Origin of the sequence: Curvibacter cyanobacteriorum, assembly GCF_028649475.1 — a bacterium.
Classification (GTDB): domain Bacteria; phylum Pseudomonadota; class Gammaproteobacteria; order Burkholderiales; family Burkholderiaceae_C; genus Curvibacter; species Curvibacter cyanobacteriorum.
Genome location: NZ_JAQSIP010000002.1, coordinates 312,420 through 330,891, shown reverse-complemented (window position 1 = coordinate 330,891; position 18,472 = coordinate 312,420). Strand labels below are relative to the sequence as shown.

Here is an 18,472-nt window from a genome sequence, read left to right as displayed (position 1 = left end):
TTATGCGGCGGTGACCGGCGCGACAGACGACGTGGTCGAACCGCTGTAGGAGTAACTGACCCGGTTGTCCGAACTGGCTTGGATCTGGGCTTGGGCGTTGATTCGCCCCATCGCGCTGGCAGTGAGCTGCGCATAGACCTGGGTGCCCACCTTGCCGACCTCAAGCAACGACTGGCGCTGAGCCAGCACTGCGTCGTTGTTCATCTTGGCCACGGTCAGCGTGTACTCCTTCTGACGCGAATATTGCCCAATCGCGGTCTCCCACCGCTTGATGTCCTGATCGACCTGGGCCTGGGTTCTGGCCAGGTTGGCGCGGTAACCCTCCAACATGGCGCTGGACTGCTGTGCAATCGCCTGCACGCGCGCGCGCTCAGCATCCACCCGGGCGCTGTAGCCGCGCCAAGCCTCCGAATACCCTTGAACGCGGGCGTTGTAGTAGGCCACGTTGGCCCGGGCTTTCTCGCCTTGAGCGCTGACGTAGGAGGCGTAGGCGTCAACCTGCACCTTGAAGGTGTCAATCTTGGTCCGCTCGGCCTCAACCCCAGCCTTGTAGGCCTCCACTTTCGAGGTCTCAGCGTTCACGCTGGCGGTATAGGCTCGGATCTGCTCGCCGGCAGCGCTGATCTTGGCCCCCTCAAGCGCGATCAGGGCTTGCGTGCCGCCCAGCTGAGCCTTGTAGAGCTCAACCACGGCCATGCCTGCCTCAACTTGAGTCTTGTACTGGTCGACCAGGGCGACATTGATCTGAGCCTTGGTCTTCTCGGCGTCGAGCTGGGCCTTGTAGACCTCTACCTTCATGCTTTGGGCGTCAATGATGGTCTTGTAGGCCTTCTCGTAGGCCTCATACCCGGCAAGCAGCGCCTGGTAGCGCTGCACGGCGGCGTTGTGCAGGTCGATCGCGCTCTTTGCGTACTCCTTGGCCGAATCGAAAGCGATCTGCTCGATTTTCCAGGCGTAGTCGATGAGCTCGGCCTCCAGCTTGATGCCCGCGTCAATGGTCTGGCGCAGGTTCTCCTGCTCCAGTTCGGCCTGCTTGATGGTGATCTCGCGGCTGACTTCGCTGAGCTTGTCGTAGTAGGCCTGCTGGGCTTCGCGCAGCTGGGCCGCCAGAGTGCCGGACGGCAAAGCGAAGCCAAAGGCTTGGCTGTTGCGCATGACCTCCTGCTGATTGGCGTCCGCAAGGCGCTCTTCGCGGCTGCGCAGTCGATCCCACATCGCCTGTTCGACCGCCGGCGCAAGGCCGGTACCACCCGCCAGCCGTCCCTGCAGCGTAGCCTTGAGGGCCGTCAGCAGGTCGCTCGCGTAGGTTGGCCCTGCCGCGTACGTGTACGGCGTCGGCCCGGCAAGCGTGAGGGTCGGGACATCCTCCAGGCGGGTCAGCATGGACTCGCGCAAGTCGACTCCACCGAAGGCGATGGTAGACAAGCTCAGCAGCGTGGGGGCGCTGGGCATGGTAACGGTGGGCGCATCCGGCACGGTCACGGCGGACAGGCTGGGCACGGTCGGCGCGGTGCCGTAGTTCAGCGTCGGTGCGGCCGGCAGGTTGAGCGTGGGGACTGTGCCGGTGAACCCGGCGATGTCGAAGCTCGGAGCCGTCAGGCTGTCACTCAGGTCGGCGGGCTTGCTGGCCAGGACCGAACTGTCGAACTTGAAATCGTTGGAGATGGAGGTCAGAGCCGATGGCGGCGCGTCGTAGGTGATGGCCGTGGGCGCCGCGATGGACACCCAATCAACGTTGTAGGTCGGTTGGGCGTAGACGGCATCCCGCATGGCCGCGGTGTAGCTCTCCAGCTGGGTGAGGGCGTTCTGCGCGTAGTTGTTGGCCTGGGCAAATGCGGCACTTACCTGTTCTGCAGGGGTAGTCATGGTCAAACCCTCCGGGTGTTGGATTGCGAAGTGGGCACCTCGATGCGGTCAAGCACAAAGGTGTCCCCGTTGGTGTTCTGAAATCCGAAAGCCAGGTAGTTCTCCCGAATGCCTAGGCCGGGTTTGGCCCGGGTCACACCGGTGGAATAGGACTCGGCGGGGTAGGTCCAGGAGCCAGACTTGCCTTGCACAATGGCCGCGCAAGGGCCCGTGCACCTGATTGAGAGGTAGATGACGCTGAGCAGCTTTTTCAGGCTTGCGCCCCATTCTTGGCGTCCTGTGATGACCTGGGAGACGATGGGTGTGGAGATGTCCAGATCCCCGCCGAGGGTGTGCAGGCCGCCGGCAGATCCGGCCCGCTTCGGGGTGATGGAGTCGAACTGGAAATTCGTGTACTCGGAAACCGCTCCGGTCAGCGTGTTCATGACAATGGTGTTCAAGGGAATCTCCCCTTCAGGTGACTTTGTAAACGTAGCTCAAGGCCTTGGCAGCCAGCCGCATGGGGGTGGGGTTCATGGTCCAGGAGCCGGTGACCAGGTCCTCAAAATCCCCATTCATGCCAGCAAAAACCGCCACCGCATCGTGCGGGAATTGAGTGTCAGGGGTTGGCTTTGGCGCCGCAAACCCTGGTAGGCCGAGCACCGCAACGATCGTGGTGGGGTACTCGGTCCACAGTGAGGTCAGCGGAAAACTCGGGAATGCAGGCTCTCGCAGCTCATCGGTGGGCACATCAGTGGGGGTGGTCCAGCTGAGATCGGGATTGCGCTTCTGCCGAAGCACCCGGCGAACCCGAACGGCGCGCGGGGAAACCCCTTCACTTTGGCTGCTTGGCCGGGTGGGAACAGTGAACTGCCCCAGGCTTTTGAGCCAGATGGCATCGACGTAGATCATGCCGACGTGGGGCAGCCACATCCACTGACGGGTGATCGGGTCGTAGGTGTCGTACTCGAGCTGAATCAGGGTGATGGTGGTGTCTTCTGGCACAAACCGGTCAGAGCTTGGTTTGAGGCCTGGCGCCTCGCTGCGCTCAATAGCGGAGGCCATGAAGGCGGCATACCCGGGCGCGGTGTCAAAGGTCAGGCTGGACAGATCCCCTGGCACGGTCTGGGGGCGCTCAAAGTAGTTGTAGGGGAACCACTGTGAGAGGCGGGAATACTGGCCATTTGCCCGCCACCCAAAGAGGTTGCGGGGCTGAGAGACGTCGCCGCCAAAGCTCCAGCCCGCCTGAAGGATCATCATGGCCTCTGCGTAGCCGTCCGAATAGTGCTCGGTGTAGCCAGATGCGCGGGTGGCGTTGGTGACGTTGTAGGTGATCCGATAGGCCGCTGGGTACTCGGTCACTTGGTTGTCACCAGCCACCGAGCCGCCGGATAGGTCCAGCGTGCCCGTGTGGGCGTAGCTCACGTTGAATGGCAGCGCCAGGTAGCGGGCCGTGAGGTGGGGGGATGCGATACCGGTGTCCAGCCAAGCGGCCAGGGCGGCCAGTTGAGCCGGCCGAGCAGCCCGGCGCAGGTTGGTGAGGATGTTGTTGCTGGTGTTGGCTGGGTACTGAGCGTCAATGGCGGCGCATTCATCCAGCCAAGCCTGATAGACCGTTGCGCGCCAGGTGGCATAAGCGTTGTTGAAGAAAGCTGTTCGATCAGCCTGCCATGCGGCGTAAGTGGAGTTCCGCCACGCCAGGTAGGCGGCGTTGTATTCGGCGTCTCGGGCGTTGTTGTAGGCGGTGATCTGGTCGTACCAGCTGGTGTCGATGGTCCAAGGCAGTTCGTTGTCCCCGATCGACGGGTTTCGCAGGAATCCGAAGTCGGTGTACTGCCCGTTTTCGGTCAGTCGGGGGTAGTTTGCCGGGGCAAGGCTCAAGAACACGTATTCGTAGCCGATGTAGCCGCCGCCGGCCAGGGTGTAGGCGATCGTGCGCCGGTAGATGTTTTGGCTGCCGGCGCCGACCACCGTGAGGCCATCCTCGCTGATGGTCCCGTCGATGTAGTTGGTGGTCTTCGTGTCAAAAATCGTGCTGCCGGCCTGCAGGTTGTAGTTAGGCGGGGTGCCATTCGGGTTAGTCCGAACCACCCCCATGTAAACGGGCGCGCTCTGGTCGAACGTCGGTTCCGGTACCGTGTACTCCGGTGCCGTGTAGACGGGTTCGGGCGGGTATTCCTGAGGGCTGTAGGTGCCCAGGTCGATGATGGAGCGCTCATAGATCGGCGCGTACTCCAGGCTCACATAGGCGGGATAGGCCAATGGGGCCACGGTCGCGCTCTCGTCCTCAGTGCTTGCCGGCCAGACGAAGATCCGAGTCATCCCGTAGGCGTACTCAAACCTCACCCGAGAGCCATCGGAGAGCCCAACATTCCACGAAGCCGAAGGCGACAGCGAGAGGCGCTGCTGAGTCATGAAGTCGAAATACAGGCTCTGCACTGCGGCCATCTGCGCATTTGAGGCCGGCCCCTGTAGCAGCAGCTCGGCGGGGATCTTGCCGGGAATGGGCTCCCCGTCCTGATCAATGAACAGGTCGGACGCGAAGCTCATCGCGGCACCGCCAGGTATTGAGGAATGCCGTTCACGGTCCGGAAGGTGGCAGACACCTCGGTCACTACCGTGCTGTACCGGCCTTCTGTCAGCCGGATGAGCTGACCATCGTTGAAGCCGGCCACCAGAAATCCGTCAGCAATGCAGATCATGGCGCTGCCCTGCCCCACCCCGTCGCCTTGCTTCACCAGCTCGCCAGGGACGGCCACGCCAGACCCAAGAACCACTGGCCACGGCTTGGTGGCGGTGATGGCCAGCTTCTCGAACTCGGCACCGGCCAGGTAGAACAAGCTCTTTTTGGTGCCCACGTACACCCCAGAGTCCACCGGCTGGATCATGGTGACGGCATCCGGGAACTGCAGGAAGTCGCTCCGGGCGTCGAATCGCTCCACCTGGTGCACCCGGGTGGCGATGATCATTGAGCCAACAGCCACCAGCGCGCGGCCACGCCAGAACGCGCTCACTGTGCCAGCCGGCGGCGGGCTCACGAAGTCGGTGCGGCAAGGAATCACGAGGCCATCGTTCTTGCCCAGGTAGCTGAAGGACGCAGTGGTCGTGAAACCGGCCAGGTGGGCATCGCCGCCGTTATGGCTGGTCAGGTAGACATTGATCCCATACCCGGCACGCACCGGCAGGCCAGTCAGGAGGATGCCGCCCGTACTCACGGTGATGGGGTTGGAGTACTGCGGCCCGCCTTCCTGGCCATCGCTCAGCCGGACGTAGGTGATCTGGTACTGGTAGTCCCCAGGGAACAGCGCGCCGGCCACGGGCGTCAGGGCGCCGATGCTTTCAGGCACTGGAATACCCCATCCGGTAGAGCTCAGGCCGTCCGCGCTCACGATGCCGGTGATCAGGCCATTGCTGAAGGCGATTCGGCCATCTGGCAGGGCCAGATACCAAACGCGGTCGCTGCCGAGCGACTGGGAAACCACGGTGCGGGTGCCATTGGGCAGGATCGAGGTCAGATCACCAGCGCAAGTGGCCAACGTGTAGGCCGAACCGTCCCAGACGTTGCGATGGTCGGTTGCAACGGTGCGGGCATACCCTGCGCGCCGCAGGATCTCGCCGGAGAGGCCGAAGTCCACGTCGGTGGCCACGGCCAGGTCGGATTCAGGCAGGCGCTCAGTGGGAAGTACGTTGTTGATTCCGGTGAATTTCTCGAAGGTGGGCATGTCAGGTGCTCCGTTTCAGCAGCGGCACGCCAAATCGGGTGCCGGGCGGGATGTGCAGGGCGTGGTGAATCTCGCGCTTGGCCGGAGTGCCGAACTGGGTTGATCGCAGGCCTGTTGCCTGGTATCTGCCCGTCCAAGCCTTGGGCTGACCAAACCGGCCGGCCACGGTGAACCCATAGGCCAGATGGGCGCCAGGAAAGCCGGCGCGCGGCGAACCAAACTGCGTGACGGCCCCCAAGGTCTGGGCCTGGAAGGCACGCCGGGTCACGGGTGCGCCAAAGACGGCTGACTGCCAGCCCTGTGCGTGAGTGGTCCTGATCGCCTTGGGTTGGCCAAAGGTGGCGGCCAGAAAGCCGGTCCCCAACATGGTCCGGCCCGCCTGAGGGGCCCCGAAGCTGGTCGCCAGCCATCCGGAGGCCTGAGCAACCTGATCAAGGCCTCCTGCTGGGGTGCCAAAGGCCGCGGCCTGCCAGCCAGAGGCCAGGCACTTCTGGGCCGCGGTCTGCCCGGCTTGGTAGAGCAGCGCAACAGGCTCGCCAAACTGGGCGGCCTGCCAGCCCTGGGCATCCAAGGTTTGGGCAAAAACCCGGGTGGGCGTCCCAAACTGGGTGATCGGCCCCATCGAAGCGACACGGAAACCCAGGATGACGGACGGAGACCCGAATGAGGTCGGCTGCCAGCCAGCCGCCTGCAGCTTGACCGTGGGAGAGCCAAATTGCGCAGCCAGGAAGCCAGAAGCGTGAAAGGCCGCGGTGCCGGTGGGTGTGCCGAACTGCGTTGCCAGCCAGCCCTGGGCAAACAGGCCGTACATCGGCGTGCCGAACTGGGTGGCTTGGAAGCCATGGGCCTGGGCGAACTGGTTGTAGCTGGCCGCTGGGGTGCCGAACTTCGTGACCTCAAAGCCCTGGGCTACAGGAACCGAGGGGGACCACTGCAGGTCTGCAGCGTTGAAGGCTGGTGGCGTGTACGCCGCAACTCCGACCCATGAGAAGTCGGCCGCATTGAACGCGGGCGGCGTGTAGCTCATCCCGGCGTCACTCGAGAAAGAATGAGGTCAGGCAGCGTACCAGTGCTGTCCTTGGCGATGATGTCGACAAGGCCCGAGTACGTCAGGCTCACGCTGTAGGCCCCGGTTGCGGCGTCGCTGACCGTCGAACCAAGCAGTTGAGAGTTGTCGCGGCGCTGGACTACGATGGTCCGCGCGGCAAACTGGTTGTTGGCGTCGCGCACCACCCCACTGACCGACAAAGGCGTCGGGAGCGAAGACAAGCTGATTGCGTTTGCCAGTGCGATGCCGTAACTTGGGCGGTAGAGGTCCAACCCTGACGAGTCCGCCCCAAATCCGACGTTGCTGTTGACTGTGTTGCCACTGGTGTCCAGGAAGGCCAAGAACCCGCCGTTCGGACCATAGGAACCGCCGGTGTAGGCGCCGTAAGCCCCAGTGAACTGGCTGGGCGTGGCGGCGGTACCGTCTACGATGGCCAAGCCGCCCAACAGGCCGTGCGCGTACTCAGCGTTGCCCCAGTTCACGCCGATGTATTCGGTCTGGCCAGCCTGCAGCAGCGGCAGGACAGCGTCTTGAGCGGGGAACGTGCCGGCCAGCGTGGCTCGGGTGGCGCCGATGTAGATCTGCACCCGGTTCTCCGGGGCAGGCTGAGTCGTGTCGATCACGATGGTGACGTGCCGCTCCACCCCCACGGGCAGATCCAGCTCGCTCGCCGACACGTTGATGAGCGTGTTCAGGTTGGAGTCGCGGGAGAACGCTGTGAACTGGGCTCCCCGGACCGAGATGGCCGTCAGATCGTAGGACGATGAGGAACTGCGGGAGCCGTAGAAAAACGCCTCCATGTTCGCGGTGTCTAACGCGATCCAGGCCGAGAGCGTGAGCTTCTTGCCGCCGCCGGGGTTCGTGATCAGTCGCAGGAAATAGCCCTGGTCGACAGCACCCATGCGCAGCCCGTTGGTGGTGACGCTGCCGGCCACCGGCTGGGTGAACTCGAACGGGAGATCGGGGGTGTAGGCCGCAGTCCATCGCGGCACGCCTTTGGTGATCCGCACGTTGTCGATGTACCCGACCAGTCGACCGTTGTTGACGTAGGGCTCGTCGTAGTGGCCAATGCGCAGAGGGAGATTGCTCGCGGCGCAGGTCTGGAGATTGCTGATGGTGCCCACCACGGCGCCGTCGAGCAGCATGTAGCCGTTGGTGCCACTTCGGACCACGGCCAGGGTGTAGTGCCGATTTGCCTCGATTGGGGTGCTAGAGACAATGGCCCGCTCGTTGAATACGGTGGTGCCCCAAAAATAGGCGACCAAGTTGCCGTTGCCAGTGTGGACGATGCTGAAGACGAGGCCGGTCCAGTCGTTGGTATAGGCGGAGTAGTAGCCGCGCTGCACCAGGCCAAACCAGTTTTCGATGGTGTCGGCCATGAAACCGCACTCGACCGTGTAGTAGTTCCCAAGGTCCAGATCGGGGGAGGACGGCACCTCAATATCTGCGGAGCCGTTGAACCGCATCGCCCGCCCGCTGTACTGGGCGGTGGAGATGTTGGAGATCACTACTCCATTGTTGGTCAACGCGCGGTTAGTCGGGCTCTGGTCCGTGATGGTGGAGCTGCCAACGTCACCGGCGGGAACCAGGCCGACTACTACGTTTTTTATGTAGGCGTCCATTCAGGGTCTGCCCGATTACAGGCTGAAGATCTTGTAGGCGCCGCCATCCCATTGAACGGTGATGTCCGAGCCGTTGGTGGCGACAGGGAACCCGGTGATGACGTCGATGTAGGCCAGCAAAGGCGAGGTCGCAGCGTTGCCGGTGTCCTTGTAGATCACCACGGCCTCGCAGGTATCGCCGGCCGCCACGGTCGGGAAGACTGGCGCCGCGGCATTGAAGGCGCCGCCAGTCACAGACTTGCTGGCCAGGGTCTGGGCCGTGCCCACCACATAGGACGAGATGGTCGACAGAAACTCATCGGTGCTGAGGTTCTGGGGGTAGGTGTTCTTGACCAGGGCCACCTTGAGGGTGTCGCTGACAAAGTTGATGGCGCCGGAGAGGATCTTCTCCTTGCCTTTGACGTAGAGGGCGTTGGCCATGTTGGGCTCCTGGTGAGGTTGGGATCTGGTTCAGGGGTTCACCAGGTGGGGCGAACCTGATTGCTGCGCAGCTCACGGCGCTTGCGCTGGGTGTTGACGTTGGGCCGGGCGCCGAAGGAATCGGTGAAGGCAGCCTCAAACTTCGCGGCTTTGGCCTCATCAAAGGTGTCGGCGTCCTGCTTCAGGTAGGCGCACCGGTAGACCCAGTCCTTGATCAGCGGGTGGTAGACCAGCGGGATCTCAGGAACTCCGGCGGGAGTCGCTGCGCTCAGCGGGGTGACTGGCACGCGCTTGACGGTCAGGTGCACCGGATCGGACACAGCTGTGCTGTCCGGGGCTGGGATGATCGTGATCTGGTTGGTGCCGTTGGTGAGGTAGCGCTTGGGCTGGCCAAGCCTGGTGGACCATCGCAAGTCTTTGCGGTCTTCCATGAGCAGGCTGGTCTCGTCCAGAGGGATGCCGCGCCAGGTCACTCGGTCGACGTGCTGAATGGACGGGTGCAGGGTGTAGGTGGCCAGGCCGGCAGTGAGGTTGATGTCACAGACAGCGCTGGTCAGGGTGTCCTCGATCAACCGAGCGCGCATACAGGCCTCGTTCACCGCCTCGTTGAGGTACATGACGATTTCCTCGTCAGTCCACAGGTACGGCTGGGCCAGATCCTGGCGCTCAGCGCGAAAGGTGGCGATGAATTCAGAGACCTGCATGGCGTCTTACTCGGCAGCAGGGGCGGAGGTCGAAGCCGGTGCTTCGTCAGTGCCCTTGGTGATGGCATCGAAGATCTTGTCGGCCTCTTCGCGGGCCACACGGAAGCCCACGCGAGCCGCGAGCTTGATCAGGTTGGGCTTGCCGTCGCTGGTGAAGTCGGCTTCGTCACTGCCGTCCAGCATCTCGGTGATGGCCTTGGTGATCAGTGCAGTGCGGTCCAGGGGGGCGGCCTGAGGGGTTTCCGTCATGTCGATGCCGACCGCCACAGCGCCGCGGGCGATGGCTTCGCGGCGGAACTGGATGGGGAGTTCGACGCCATCGGTCTCGGGGCCCGGCGCCGGAATCAGCGCGGTGTGACCGCTGGGCAGAGCGATGTGGATGTCTTCGCCGGTGGTGGATACGAATTTCATTTGTTGCTCCTGAGGGTTCAAAAAGCCCGGCGGGGATCAGTCCGCCGGGTAAAGGGCCATCGCTGGCCCACCACTGAAGAAATGGTCAGCGGCCAGCGCCCCAGACGGACTTGGCGCGGCCTTGGGTCACGTAGTCCACACGGATGCGAACCGAGCCTGCGGTCGGTACGCCACCCGTTTGAGCCAGGTTGGCGCGGATGAAGCGCTCGGCAGTCGTGGTCACGAAGCCGGTCACGGTCAGCGCACTGCGGGCAGCGGTCTTGAGGTCGACGGCGTTGGCGTAGCGGTTGGCCGTGGTCGCATCACCCAGGGTGAGGCTGTTGGTGGTGCTGTTGAAGGGGGTGTCCACCACGATGTCGCCGCCGACCACGATCGAGCCCGGGGGCAGTTCGATCGCGTTCTCGGCAGTGCCGTAGGCGGTGGGATCGCCGAAATTGATGGTCAGCAGAGCGGTTTGAACGTTCTGGCGGCCGGATTGCTGGATGATGGGCATGGTCTGCTCCTTGAAACTGAAGACGGTTCAGGGAGACAGGGCGCTGCGCTGCAGGCCCCGTCTTCGAGGGCGCTGCTTACTGCAGGAAGTGGTCGATGGTCACGATGCCGAAGTCTTCGATCGACTTGTCGTAGATCGAATAGAACTTGGGCTTGAGCAGGCCGAACATCTTGTCGACGTTGATGCCTTGACGCGAGTCGTACTCGAAGAGCTTTTCGTTCCACTCCGGCACGCCGATGTCGGCCATACCCAGAGCCTGGGCGCCGCACAGGAGCGATCGGGTGCCGTTGACCGTGCCACCCGAGCCCCACTTGCTGCCCGAGGCCGCACCGTTGGTGCTGTAGACCAGGCGGTGCTCGTGGATCACGACGCCGTCGATGGTCACAGTGCCGCCGGTAAACCAGGGCGAGTCTTCACCCGACTTCAGGGCCAGGTTGGTGACGGCGCGCTGGTAGTCGGAGTCCTTCTTCAGTGCGGCCAGGGTGCCCGGCTGCACGAACATGACGTAGTACTCCTTGCCACCCGACATCAGCGGCTTGACGTAGTGGGTCTTGGCGTAGGCCACAGCGTCCACGATCATCTTGTAGCTGGGCACAAAGGCCGAGGTGATCGAGCCGGTGACCGAGGGCACCAGGGCCGAACCGTTCCACATCAGGGCACGCTTGGCAGACGGGCCGGACACGTCAGCGGCGAAGCGCAGGTTCGGGAAGGGGCTGTTGACGCGCAGGGAGCCATCGTTGTTGAAGGCGTAGCTGATGCCCGACATCGTCAGGAGCACCAGTTGGTCCACGCGGTTGGCCAGCCAGTAGGCCAGGCGGTCGCGGGCGGTTTCGCGGAAGTTGATGACCGTCTTTTGGTCGGCCAGCTTGCCCTTGTTGCCCACCGAGTGCGTGATCAGGTCGATGTTGATCAGCTGCTCGTAGTTCTGCAGGGCCTCTTCGTTGCCTTCGCGCTCGTTGTCGCCGATCACGCCGTCACCGACCAGGTCGGCCACCAGCTGCATGAGCACCTGCTCGCCGCGCTCGGTCTTGGTCAGCTCAGTGATGCGCTGGATCACAGCGTTTTCACCGGTGCCGATGAACTTCTTCACGAACATCTTGTCGCGGGCCGCCTGCCAGACGTCGCGGGACCAGACTACTTTTTGCTGCGAGTTGAGTGCAGCGAAATTGGTCAACATGGTGTTGTCCTTCCAAAAGTGGGTTGCGTTACGGGGTTCAGGCGTTGCGCAGCCACTGCGGAAGTCATGACTTGGGAGGCGGTCAAGAGCGCCGAGCCCTTTAACGTCGGCTCAGGACGAGGGCACCCGGAGATGTCGGCCAGCAGGAGGGTGAGTCCCTGCTGGCCCTTGCAGCCCGCCCTATCAGTCGCCGCGAAGACGTTTCTTCTCGGCTGCGGACAGGTTCTCGAACTGGGATTCGGTCATCGTCTCGACGTCGACCTTGCCGGCCGTCGCTCGATCACCAACACCACCAGTCAGCGCGGGAGGTTGCTTGGCCGAATCAGCCAGGCCCCGCGCAATTGCTGCTGCGGAGCGAGTGTCCTTCGCTTGGGTGGTGCTTGTGGAGTCCTTACTGGGGGTGGATTCCGCCGGGGCGAAGCGAGGCGCGATCTTGGTGACCGCCTCGGCCAAGGCGATGTGAGCCGGGATGCCGCGGGCGATCTTGGCGTCACGGCTGGCCATGATCAGCTCGAGCGCTTCCTCGCCCTCGGGGGTTTCGAGGTAAGGGAAGGCCTGCACCGCCTTCTCGCTGGCCTCCTGCAGGGCCTGAGCCGCTTGGCGCTCGGTCAGCTCTCGAGCAACACGTTCGCGGGCCGTGCTCTCGGCGTTCTCACGAATGTGGGTGTTGATGCGCTCACGGATCTCGAGGGCTTTTTCGACATCCCCATCCATGGTGGCCTCCAGGTAGGCGCGTTCCTGGGCCTTGATGTCGAACTCTGGCGCAGCCGGGGCTGCTGGTGCGGGCGCTTGTGGGGCCGGTGCCTGGGCGGGCGTCGCACGCTGGGAGCGCAGGGCTTGCAGCTCGGCCTCGGCAGCTTCGGCTCGGGCCTTGGCTTCCTCGGCTTCTCGCTGAGCCTGCTTGCGCTGCTCGTTGACCTCGTTGAAACGGGCTTTCGGGATGGTGCGCGGGCCGGTGTCTTTGGCTTCGCCCTGGGCGTCCTCGCCTTCCTGAGCGGTCTTGGCGCCGCCATCGGCATCAGACGTGATGGCGGTGTCGTCATCCAAGTCAGCGGGAGCGCCTTCAACCACGCTCTTGAGGGCGTCGACGTTGCTCAGTTCTGGGTTGAGCACGTCGCCGCGATCTTCGTCGCCGGTGTTGATGGAGTTGGAGCTGGTGTCGATGGTGTCTTCGGTAAAGCCGGGCATGTTGGATTCCTCTCAGTGGTGGGGGATGGATAGGCGATGGCGCGAGGGTGATCAGTCCTTTTCGCTACCCTCTTCAGACGCTTCCTCGGCGGCGTCGGCCACGATGTCGCGCAGGTCGCTGATGCGCTCGCTGGCGTACTTCACGGCAGCGGCGTAGCGCTTCTTGTCAGCCTTGATCTCTTCGGCCCGGGTCAGGGTGCGCAGGTCTTCTTCGATCTGCCAGCGGTCGAGGCTGATGCTGGCTTTGGGTTCTTTTGCCATGGGGATCTCCTTGGGATGGTTGGGGATTGGGTCAGGGGGCGGCCAGCTTGGTGCGCAGCTCGTAGCCCAACATCGGCCAGAGCTGGTCAATCGCCTTCTGGCGGGCGTACTTACGGCCCAGTTCGGGGTCGAAGTTTTCGGGGGATACCGGGCCCTCGTTGGCCCCTACCAGCTTGGTGCCGTTCTTCGTCACCAGCACGCAGATGGTGATGAGGTCAAGCGGGCTGGGCCCGAAGCCGTTGGGGAAACTACCGGTTGCAGACACCACGCCGTCCGTTGCGGTGAAGTAGTGCTCGCTGACGATGTTGGCTTCAATATCAGCCGGCGTCACACGCGGCGCCACATTGGCGCCCTTGGCTTGGATCTCTGCCTCCAGGGCTTGATCTTGGGTGGTCATAAGGGTTCCTTGAGTAAGGCTTGTTGATCAGGTGCGGGCCTGCTCGCGGGCAATGGCCCGGACCACGCCATGGAAGATGAACGCCTTGGCGCGCTGGGTGCTGTCCTGCAGTTCCAAGGCGTTGTGCACCGAGCCGGGCTCGGCCGCGGGGTTGTCAAGGAAGAAGCAGACGCGCGCCACGGCGGTCTTCTGGTCCTTGGCGTCCAGGGCTTCCCAAGCCTGCTGGGTGGCGTAGTCGCCTGCCGAGCGGGCGTAGGCCTGGGTTGCTTCGTGGGCAACTCGTGCGATTGCCAGGATGCCGGGGTCAGTGGTTTCAGTGGTCATGGTTTCCTTCTTGGTGGTGGTGATCAGGTCATTCGAGGTGGGTGCCAGCGATCCAGGAGGCCAGGGCCATGCGGAAGTCGTGGAATCGGTGCTGGAATCGGCGCTGCAGGCGCTGGAATCGGGTCAGGGGCTTGGCTGGCTTCAGGAAAAGTGCGCTGAAGGCGTCCTGGCGCGTAGCCTGCTCAAACAATTGACGGGCGTATACCTGCTGGGCCTGCTTGCTTCCCAGGACATGACGAGTCGAGCCAGCACCCTCGATTGGATTGCGCTGCAATTGATCGGCCAGACCGAGGGCTTGATCAAAGTTCAGTCTGTAGGGGGTTTTGATCTCCCCCATCAGGAGTTCTTTCTCGCTCACGATCTGGCTGGTGCTTTGCTGTGTCATGGTTGTTCTCAGTGGTGGCAATCAACGAACCCCATCGGCCTCCAGGGTTTCAATCCCCTGATCCAGGCCTCGCGCAGGGCTGAGCGGCGTCAGCGGGTCGGTGTTTGGCTCCGGCAGGCCGGCATGGGGCTGACCCAGAGGCGGCTGGGGAACGGCCGTGCCGCCATTGCGGTCCACATACCCGGCCGAGCCCAGCAGGCCATCGGCCAGCGGCGCTGTCTGCGGGAGGGATGCCAGTACCTGGGACGCCTGCAGAGCGCTGTACTGGGTCGTGACGGCGGTGGCCACTGCCTCGGCATCGGCCTTGCGCGTCTGGGCTTCCAGGAGCTTCGCCTTGGCTTCCAGGGTCGGGTCAGAGGGCTGCTCTTGGCCCGCCATCTGCTCGATGATCTGGTGCTTGTCGGCCAGGTTGGAGTAGCGCAGGACGGTTGCATCCGGGATGCGGATGCCCTTGTCCCGCATCTCGAGCGCCTGGGTGAATTGGCTGTTCTCAAAGGTGACCTGCATCGGCTGCTCTGAGATCACCACGTCATAGGTGCCCAGGGTCACATCGTTTAGGTAGGTGCCGGTGGCCGGATCGAACTTGTTGATCTCCAGCGTGTTGACCTGCTCCTTACCCGTGAGTGGGTCGGTCTCGGTGATGCGGAAGATTCGGTAGCTGTCGTAGTAGCGCTGGACCAGCTTGATGATTCGCTTGGCAAGGAGTTGGCGGGTGTAGGCCAGGTTGTCCAGGGGGATGGCCAGCTGCTGCTGGCTGGCGAACTGCTTGGTTTGAATAGCCACACCGGAGACCTCCTGGCCCTGGGTGCCGCGCATGGCATCGGGCACCGTGACGTCCTTGAGGAAGTTCACGGCGTGCGTGATCATCTTGTCCACGCCGGTGGGCACCGAGTTGGCCTCGATCTTGGTAGGCTTTGCGGCGTTCTTCTTGAACTCCAGAACCAGCCCGCTCTTAGACCCGCGCGTCTCCAGGTCCTCGGTGTCCATGTTGGTGAGGCTTTCCTCCTCAACGATCCAGCCGCTGTTTGCCGCGCTGTTGATCACATGGATGTACTGACTGATCGCCTTGTTCAGGGCCGTCTGCGGGCCCAGGCCTGCATCAGTCATGGAGCGAGTCTCGCCGCGGCGGAAATAGCAGAAGTACGGCACCACAGTGAAGTGCTCGTAGGGGCTGTAGTCGTCAAACAGCACAGTCGAGTAGGTGCTGACACACCACTTCACCCGCTTGCGCATCCGCTTCGTTTTGATCGCGCCCTTGGCCAGGGCATCAGCCACAGATTGCTCGCTCATGGTGCCAATGACGGAGATGTCGCCGGTATCAGGCCAGATCAGGCAGTCGGTCTTTTCGTAGACGAACTTCTGACGGTCGAGCACCCGATAGCGCTTGAGATCATTGTCTTGCTGGCCAACAGCGTCATATTGGCCAGGGAATCGGATCTGCCCGAACTTGTTGCGCTCGCTCTCGCCGTCCTGATAGCCGTAGTCGCTCGATTCATCACCGCTGCCTCGGGCCCGGTCCGCGGCCTCCTGCCCCCAGCGCTCGGCGATCTCTTCCAGAGTGAGCCAGCGGGTGATCGTGACGTCCTTCCAGCCGTCCGGGTCGTAGGTCTTGGCGTCCGGGTCTGGGACCACATCCATGGGGTCCAGGGCGCAAATCTCCAGCTCGCCCTTGATGTTCGCGTCGAAATTGATCCGGATGTCGAAAAACCCCCGACGCATGATCAGGCCGTCGCTGAAAACCGTGGTTTCGTGCCAGTGCAGAGCGTTCTGGTCGGCGATCTGCATCACCACTTTGCTCAACAGGGACGCCGTGGCCTGGTCCGCCTCGCCGCCACGCGGCTTGAATGCGATGTCCATCCGGTTGTGGATCTGGTAGCCGATCGCGCTGTTGATGCTGGGCTGGAGCTCGTTGAACTCGTAGGCCGGCCGCCCCTGCTCTTCCAGGATCGCCCGGTCTTCATCCGTCCACTGCCGGCCGCCCCCCAGGTACATGCCTTCGAGCATCCGGGCTGTGGCGGTGAACTCAAGGTGGCCGCGGTACTTGGCGTACAGGTAGCGGTGCCAGTTCTCGGTCGCGCCCTTGTTGTCGGGCGTGTTCTTGATGGGTGCGGTCGTGCTCATGGGTTATGCGGCCTGGGCCGATCCTTTGTTACCTGCTCGGCTGGAGAGGCGGTCGCGCCAACTGCGCTTCTTGGGGTCCCGTGGGGGTTTAGGGATCGCGTCAACGAACGTGAGCACCACGCTGTCGCCCTTGTCCGGGCTTCGGCCCAGGGCCTCTCGGATCTCGTCCTTGCTACGCACCTGGATGGCGGCGTGCTGACCCATGGTGACCACCTTGTAGCGAACGGCGGTCAGATCGCCGAGCAGTTCTTGGTCGTTGGGCAGGCTGATCGGGTCTGGATTAGTTGGATCCAGCGCTTCGCGCAGGCGCCAATACGCTTCGGCGCGCAGGTTGCGGAATTTCAGGGTCCCGGCCATGTCCATGCCGCTGGAGGCCTCGGAATTGACGACCGGGAAGACGTTCAGGCCCAGGCCTTTGACAAAGTCGAGTGCGCTGGAGCCAATACCGATCGCGTCGATGCAGATCACTGCGCCGTCGCGCACCAATGGCGCAGCAAATGCAGCAGCGGTCGGGCCGTCCTTGGTCACCATGCCAGGGGCGGCAACGATCTCATCAAACCATTGGCCGTGCCTGCGCGCGGCGCTGGTCTTATCCAGGCCTCCGCGTGCAGGATCGAGGCCCATTCGAGTCATCGGTCCCTTGGCCACACGCGGCTGCCAGCGAGCCATGGCCGCCTTCACCCATTCGGTCGGGATCAGCTGCCAGGCCGGGTCGGTCGCACCAGCATTGAAGTCGCCGCGGAGCATTTGGGAGCGCAGCGGCTCAGGCAGGGCCTGCAACTTGGCTCGGTAGCCTGTGCTCGAGAGGAACAGGTTGTCAGAGACGCTTGACGGAATGAACGTCCGACTCATAGGGCGGGTCAGTTCGCCGCTCACCATGACGGGCTCGGAGTCGGGGACCTCCATGTCCTCGCCCTTTTCGTCTGTGACGTACCAGCGCAGTTCACCCGGTTTGGCTGGGTTGGGGTGCTGGGGATCGAGCCAGGCGGCCCAATAGCGCTTCACCCATTCGCCCTGCGGGTCGGTCGGCGGGTTGCCAGCGCAAACCACGCGCTGCCGGATATCTGGCTTGTCGGTGCGCAGCCAACCGATCAGGGTCCGAAATTGGGTCTCAGTGAAGTGACAGATCTCATCGAAGGCTTTGAGGTCGTGCGCTCGGCCTTGGTACTTCATCCAGTCATCGGGCTCTTTCACGCTGCCCAACTCCATGATTCGGCCACCTGGCAGACGCCACAAGCCATCTTGGCTGTTGTAGCCCTTGCGGGTGCCAAGAATCTTCATCATCCGCTCTTCGATGCCGGTGAGCTGGACTGACTCGCGCCGAAAAATGATGCTGTGCTCTTGGGTTGTTAGGCAAAGTCCGAGAAGTAGGTCCGTTTTCCCACCTCCGGCGGCCCCTCCGTAAAAAACGATGTCCGCCTTTGTCTCATAGGCGGCGCTCTGAGGCCCCGGCTGAGGCAGCCAGATGGGGGCATCCCCCGCCATCAGCAGCGCATCCAACTCGGCCTTTTCTTCGGCCGTCATCTGCTGAATCTCGGCCAGCAGGTCGCCCGTAGATTCAACCAGAGCGCTCATGCGGATTCGCCCCGCTTTTTGCCCAGCAGTGCGTGAAGGCGCACGGCCCGCTCTGCGTCGGTCATGGGCCTCGTCACCCGGGCCTGCTCTGCCAATTCCGGCGGCGGGCCTTCTGGGTCATCCAGGCCGTAGGCGGTGCGCTCCATGGTGATCAGGGTACGCAGGGCTTCCGAGAGGTCTTTGAGCACCTTCACCAGGCCAGGCAGCGCGGTCAGCTTCGCCAGAGACTCATTGATCTGGGCGGCAGCGTCGCGGAAATCATCATCGCCGGACTTGCTGATCAGTTTGTCTAGTCGATCCAGAACCTTCGAGCTTTCGATGGTGCAGACCTCTTCCAGGCGATCCATCAGCTTCATGGCCATGGTTCGGGCCTTAGAAATGTCGCGGCGGTGCGCCACTCGGACCTCGACCAGCTGATTTGCGTTTGCGTCGATGATCTGCCGCTCTGTCGCCGGTGAAACACCTGTTACGGATTTCGTTACGGCCTGCTTTGTTACAAGCTCTTCGGCGCGGGCTCGAATCTTCGCGTTGAGGTCTTTTGTCCACCCCAGGGCTTTTGCCTTGCGGGTGATAGCCACATGGTTGGTGCCGGGATGCAACGATGCGATCTCGCGTAGCGAGAGGATCCCGGCTCGGTAGTCGGCCTCAATGCGCTCCCAGTCAACAGGCGGCCGGGCCGTGGCGGCGGCGCCGTCTGCGGTCTGGTTGGCGTTTGCCTGGGGTTCTGGTTTGTCATTCATGGCCCCGATGATTCCGGGGCGCTCCTATTTGCGCGAACC

General features: G+C 63.1%; 19 protein-coding genes. All 19 read right to left on the bottom strand.

Annotated features, from left to right (window positions below):
- The 19 genes from PSQ40_RS04960 to PSQ40_RS04870 all read right to left on the bottom strand — a co-directional run bounded on the left by PSQ40_RS04960 (position 1) and on the right by PSQ40_RS04870 (position 18,433).
- Positions 1 to 1,866 (bottom strand): hypothetical protein, encoded by a 1,866-nt coding sequence (locus PSQ40_RS04960; RefSeq protein ID WP_273949241.1) that lies wholly within the window; start codon positions 1,864 to 1,866, stop codon positions 1 to 3.
- A gap of 2 nt (positions 1,867 to 1,868) precedes the next feature.
- A complete protein-coding gene (locus PSQ40_RS04955; protein WP_273949240.1) occupies positions 1,869 to 2,306 on the bottom strand; it encodes a hypothetical protein in 438 nt (145 codons plus the stop codon).
- A gap of 13 nt (positions 2,307 to 2,319) precedes the next feature.
- Positions 2,320 to 4,395: a cell division protein FtsQ/DivIB gene (locus tag PSQ40_RS04950; protein WP_273949238.1), complete on the bottom strand. Its 2,076-nt coding sequence runs from the start codon at positions 4,393 to 4,395 to the stop codon at positions 2,320 to 2,322.
- Positions 4,392 to 5,567: a hypothetical protein gene (locus PSQ40_RS04945; protein ID WP_273949237.1), complete on the bottom strand. Its 1,176-nt coding sequence runs from the start codon at positions 5,565 to 5,567 to the stop codon at positions 4,392 to 4,394. The genes PSQ40_RS04950 and PSQ40_RS04945 overlap by 4 nt, the downstream gene beginning before the upstream one ends.
- 1 nt (position 5,568) lies before the next feature.
- On the bottom strand, positions 5,569 to 6,594 hold the full coding sequence (locus PSQ40_RS04940) for a hypothetical protein (protein ID WP_273949236.1): 1,026 nt from the start codon (positions 6,592 to 6,594) through the stop codon (positions 5,569 to 5,571).
- Positions 6,591 to 8,237 (bottom strand): LamG-like jellyroll fold domain-containing protein, encoded by a 1,647-nt coding sequence (locus PSQ40_RS04935; protein ID WP_273949235.1) that lies wholly within the window; start codon positions 8,235 to 8,237, stop codon positions 6,591 to 6,593. The genes PSQ40_RS04940 and PSQ40_RS04935 overlap by 4 nt, the downstream gene beginning before the upstream one ends.
- A gap of 15 nt (positions 8,238 to 8,252) precedes the next feature.
- Positions 8,253 to 8,657 (bottom strand): hypothetical protein, encoded by a 405-nt coding sequence (locus PSQ40_RS04930; RefSeq protein WP_273949234.1) that lies wholly within the window; start codon positions 8,655 to 8,657, stop codon positions 8,253 to 8,255.
- 38 nt (positions 8,658 to 8,695) lie between these two features.
- Positions 8,696 to 9,361, bottom strand: coding sequence for a phage adaptor protein (locus PSQ40_RS04925; protein ID WP_273949233.1), 666 nt, complete (start codon positions 9,359 to 9,361; stop codon positions 8,696 to 8,698).
- Between the two features lie 6 nt (positions 9,362 to 9,367).
- Complete coding sequence (locus tag PSQ40_RS04920; RefSeq protein WP_273949232.1) at positions 9,368 to 9,772, bottom strand: hypothetical protein; 405 nt, start codon at positions 9,770 to 9,772, stop codon at positions 9,368 to 9,370.
- Positions 9,773 to 9,857: 85 nt separating this feature from the next.
- The gene (locus PSQ40_RS04915) at positions 9,858 to 10,265 is read right to left on the bottom strand and encodes a hypothetical protein (RefSeq protein WP_273949231.1); all 408 of its coding nucleotides are present in this window, start codon (positions 10,263 to 10,265) and stop codon (positions 9,858 to 9,860) included.
- A 76-nt stretch (positions 10,266 to 10,341) separates the two neighbouring features.
- On the bottom strand, positions 10,342 to 11,442 hold the full coding sequence (locus PSQ40_RS04910; RefSeq protein ID WP_273949230.1) for a N4-gp56 family major capsid protein: 1,101 nt from the start codon (positions 11,440 to 11,442) through the stop codon (positions 10,342 to 10,344).
- 183 nt (positions 11,443 to 11,625) lie between these two features.
- Positions 11,626 to 12,630 carry a hypothetical protein gene (locus PSQ40_RS04905; RefSeq protein ID WP_273949228.1) on the bottom strand — a complete coding sequence of 335 codons (1,005 nt, stop codon included), beginning with the start codon at positions 12,628 to 12,630 and terminating at the stop codon, positions 11,626 to 11,628.
- Positions 12,631 to 12,681: 51 nt separating this feature from the next.
- On the bottom strand, positions 12,682 to 12,891 hold the full coding sequence (locus PSQ40_RS04900; protein ID WP_273949226.1) for a hypothetical protein: 210 nt from the start codon (positions 12,889 to 12,891) through the stop codon (positions 12,682 to 12,684).
- 31 nt (positions 12,892 to 12,922) lie between these two features.
- On the bottom strand, positions 12,923 to 13,288 hold the full coding sequence (locus PSQ40_RS04895) for a Gp49 family protein (RefSeq protein ID WP_273949225.1): 366 nt from the start codon (positions 13,286 to 13,288) through the stop codon (positions 12,923 to 12,925).
- 27 nt (positions 13,289 to 13,315) lie between these two features.
- On the bottom strand, positions 13,316 to 13,612 hold the full coding sequence (locus PSQ40_RS04890) for a hypothetical protein (protein ID WP_273949223.1): 297 nt from the start codon (positions 13,610 to 13,612) through the stop codon (positions 13,316 to 13,318).
- A gap of 28 nt (positions 13,613 to 13,640) precedes the next feature.
- Positions 13,641 to 13,997: a hypothetical protein gene (locus PSQ40_RS04885; RefSeq protein ID WP_273949220.1), complete on the bottom strand. Its 357-nt coding sequence runs from the start codon at positions 13,995 to 13,997 to the stop codon at positions 13,641 to 13,643.
- 21 nt (positions 13,998 to 14,018) lie between these two features.
- Complete coding sequence (locus tag PSQ40_RS04880; RefSeq protein ID WP_273949218.1) at positions 14,019 to 16,118, bottom strand: portal protein; 2,100 nt, start codon at positions 16,116 to 16,118, stop codon at positions 14,019 to 14,021.
- Positions 16,119 to 16,121: 3 nt separating this feature from the next.
- Positions 16,122 to 17,693, bottom strand: a complete 1,572-nt coding sequence (locus PSQ40_RS04875; protein ID WP_273949217.1) for a terminase family protein — start codon at positions 17,691 to 17,693, stop codon at positions 16,122 to 16,124.
- Positions 17,690 to 18,433 carry a hypothetical protein gene (locus PSQ40_RS04870; protein ID WP_273949216.1) on the bottom strand — a complete coding sequence of 248 codons (744 nt, stop codon included), beginning with the start codon at positions 18,431 to 18,433 and terminating at the stop codon, positions 17,690 to 17,692. Before PSQ40_RS04870 ends, PSQ40_RS04875 begins: the two co-directional genes overlap by 4 nt.
- Between the last annotated feature and the right edge of the window lie 39 nt (positions 18,434 to 18,472).

Bases quoted from the DNA above. Each gene is read 5' to 3' on its own strand.
- PSQ40_RS04940 (WP_273949236.1), bottom strand. From the start codon at position 6,594: ATGAGCTACACGCCGCCCGCGTTCAATGCGGCCGACTTCTCATGGGTC.
- PSQ40_RS04930 (WP_273949234.1), bottom strand. From the start codon at position 8,657: ATGGCCAACGCCCTCTACGTCAAAGGCAAGGAGAAGATCCTCTCCGGC.
- PSQ40_RS04875 (WP_273949217.1), bottom strand. From the start codon at position 17,693: ATGAGCGCTCTGGTTGAATCTACGGGCGACCTGCTGGCCGAGATTCAG.
- PSQ40_RS04910 (WP_273949230.1), bottom strand. From the start codon at position 11,442: ATGTTGACCAATTTCGCTGCACTCAACTCGCAGCAAAAAGTAGTCTGG.
- PSQ40_RS04935 (WP_273949235.1), bottom strand. From the start codon at position 8,237: ATGGACGCCTACATAAAAAACGTAGTAGTCGGCCTGGTTCCCGCCGGT.
- PSQ40_RS04945 (WP_273949237.1), bottom strand. From the start codon at position 5,567: ATGCCCACCTTCGAGAAATTCACCGGAATCAACAACGTACTTCCCACT.
- PSQ40_RS04905 (WP_273949228.1), bottom strand. From the start codon at position 12,630: ATGCCCGGCTTTACCGAAGACACCATCGACACCAGCTCCAACTCCATC.
- PSQ40_RS04885 (WP_273949220.1), bottom strand. From the start codon at position 13,997: ATGACACAGCAAAGCACCAGCCAGATCGTGAGCGAGAAAGAACTCCTG.
- PSQ40_RS04880 (WP_273949218.1), bottom strand. From the start codon at position 16,118: ATGAGCACGACCGCACCCATCAAGAACACGCCCGACAACAAGGGCGCG.
- PSQ40_RS04950 (WP_273949238.1), bottom strand. From the start codon at position 4,395: ATGAGCTTCGCGTCCGACCTGTTCATTGATCAGGACGGGGAGCCCATT.
- PSQ40_RS04925 (WP_273949233.1), bottom strand. From the start codon at position 9,361: ATGCAGGTCTCTGAATTCATCGCCACCTTTCGCGCTGAGCGCCAGGAT.
- PSQ40_RS04915 (WP_273949231.1), bottom strand. From the start codon at position 10,265: ATGCCCATCATCCAGCAATCCGGCCGCCAGAACGTTCAAACCGCTCTG.
- PSQ40_RS04960 (WP_273949241.1), bottom strand. From the start codon at position 1,866: ATGACTACCCCTGCAGAACAGGTAAGTGCCGCATTTGCCCAGGCCAAC.
- PSQ40_RS04920 (WP_273949232.1), bottom strand. From the start codon at position 9,772: ATGAAATTCGTATCCACCACCGGCGAAGACATCCACATCGCTCTGCCC.
- PSQ40_RS04870 (WP_273949216.1), bottom strand. From the start codon at position 18,433: ATGAATGACAAACCAGAACCCCAGGCAAACGCCAACCAGACCGCAGAC.
- PSQ40_RS04895 (WP_273949225.1), bottom strand. From the start codon at position 13,288: ATGACCACCCAAGATCAAGCCCTGGAGGCAGAGATCCAAGCCAAGGGC.
- PSQ40_RS04900 (WP_273949226.1), bottom strand. From the start codon at position 12,891: ATGGCAAAAGAACCCAAAGCCAGCATCAGCCTCGACCGCTGGCAGATC.
- PSQ40_RS04890 (WP_273949223.1), bottom strand. From the start codon at position 13,612: ATGACCACTGAAACCACTGACCCCGGCATCCTGGCAATCGCACGAGTT.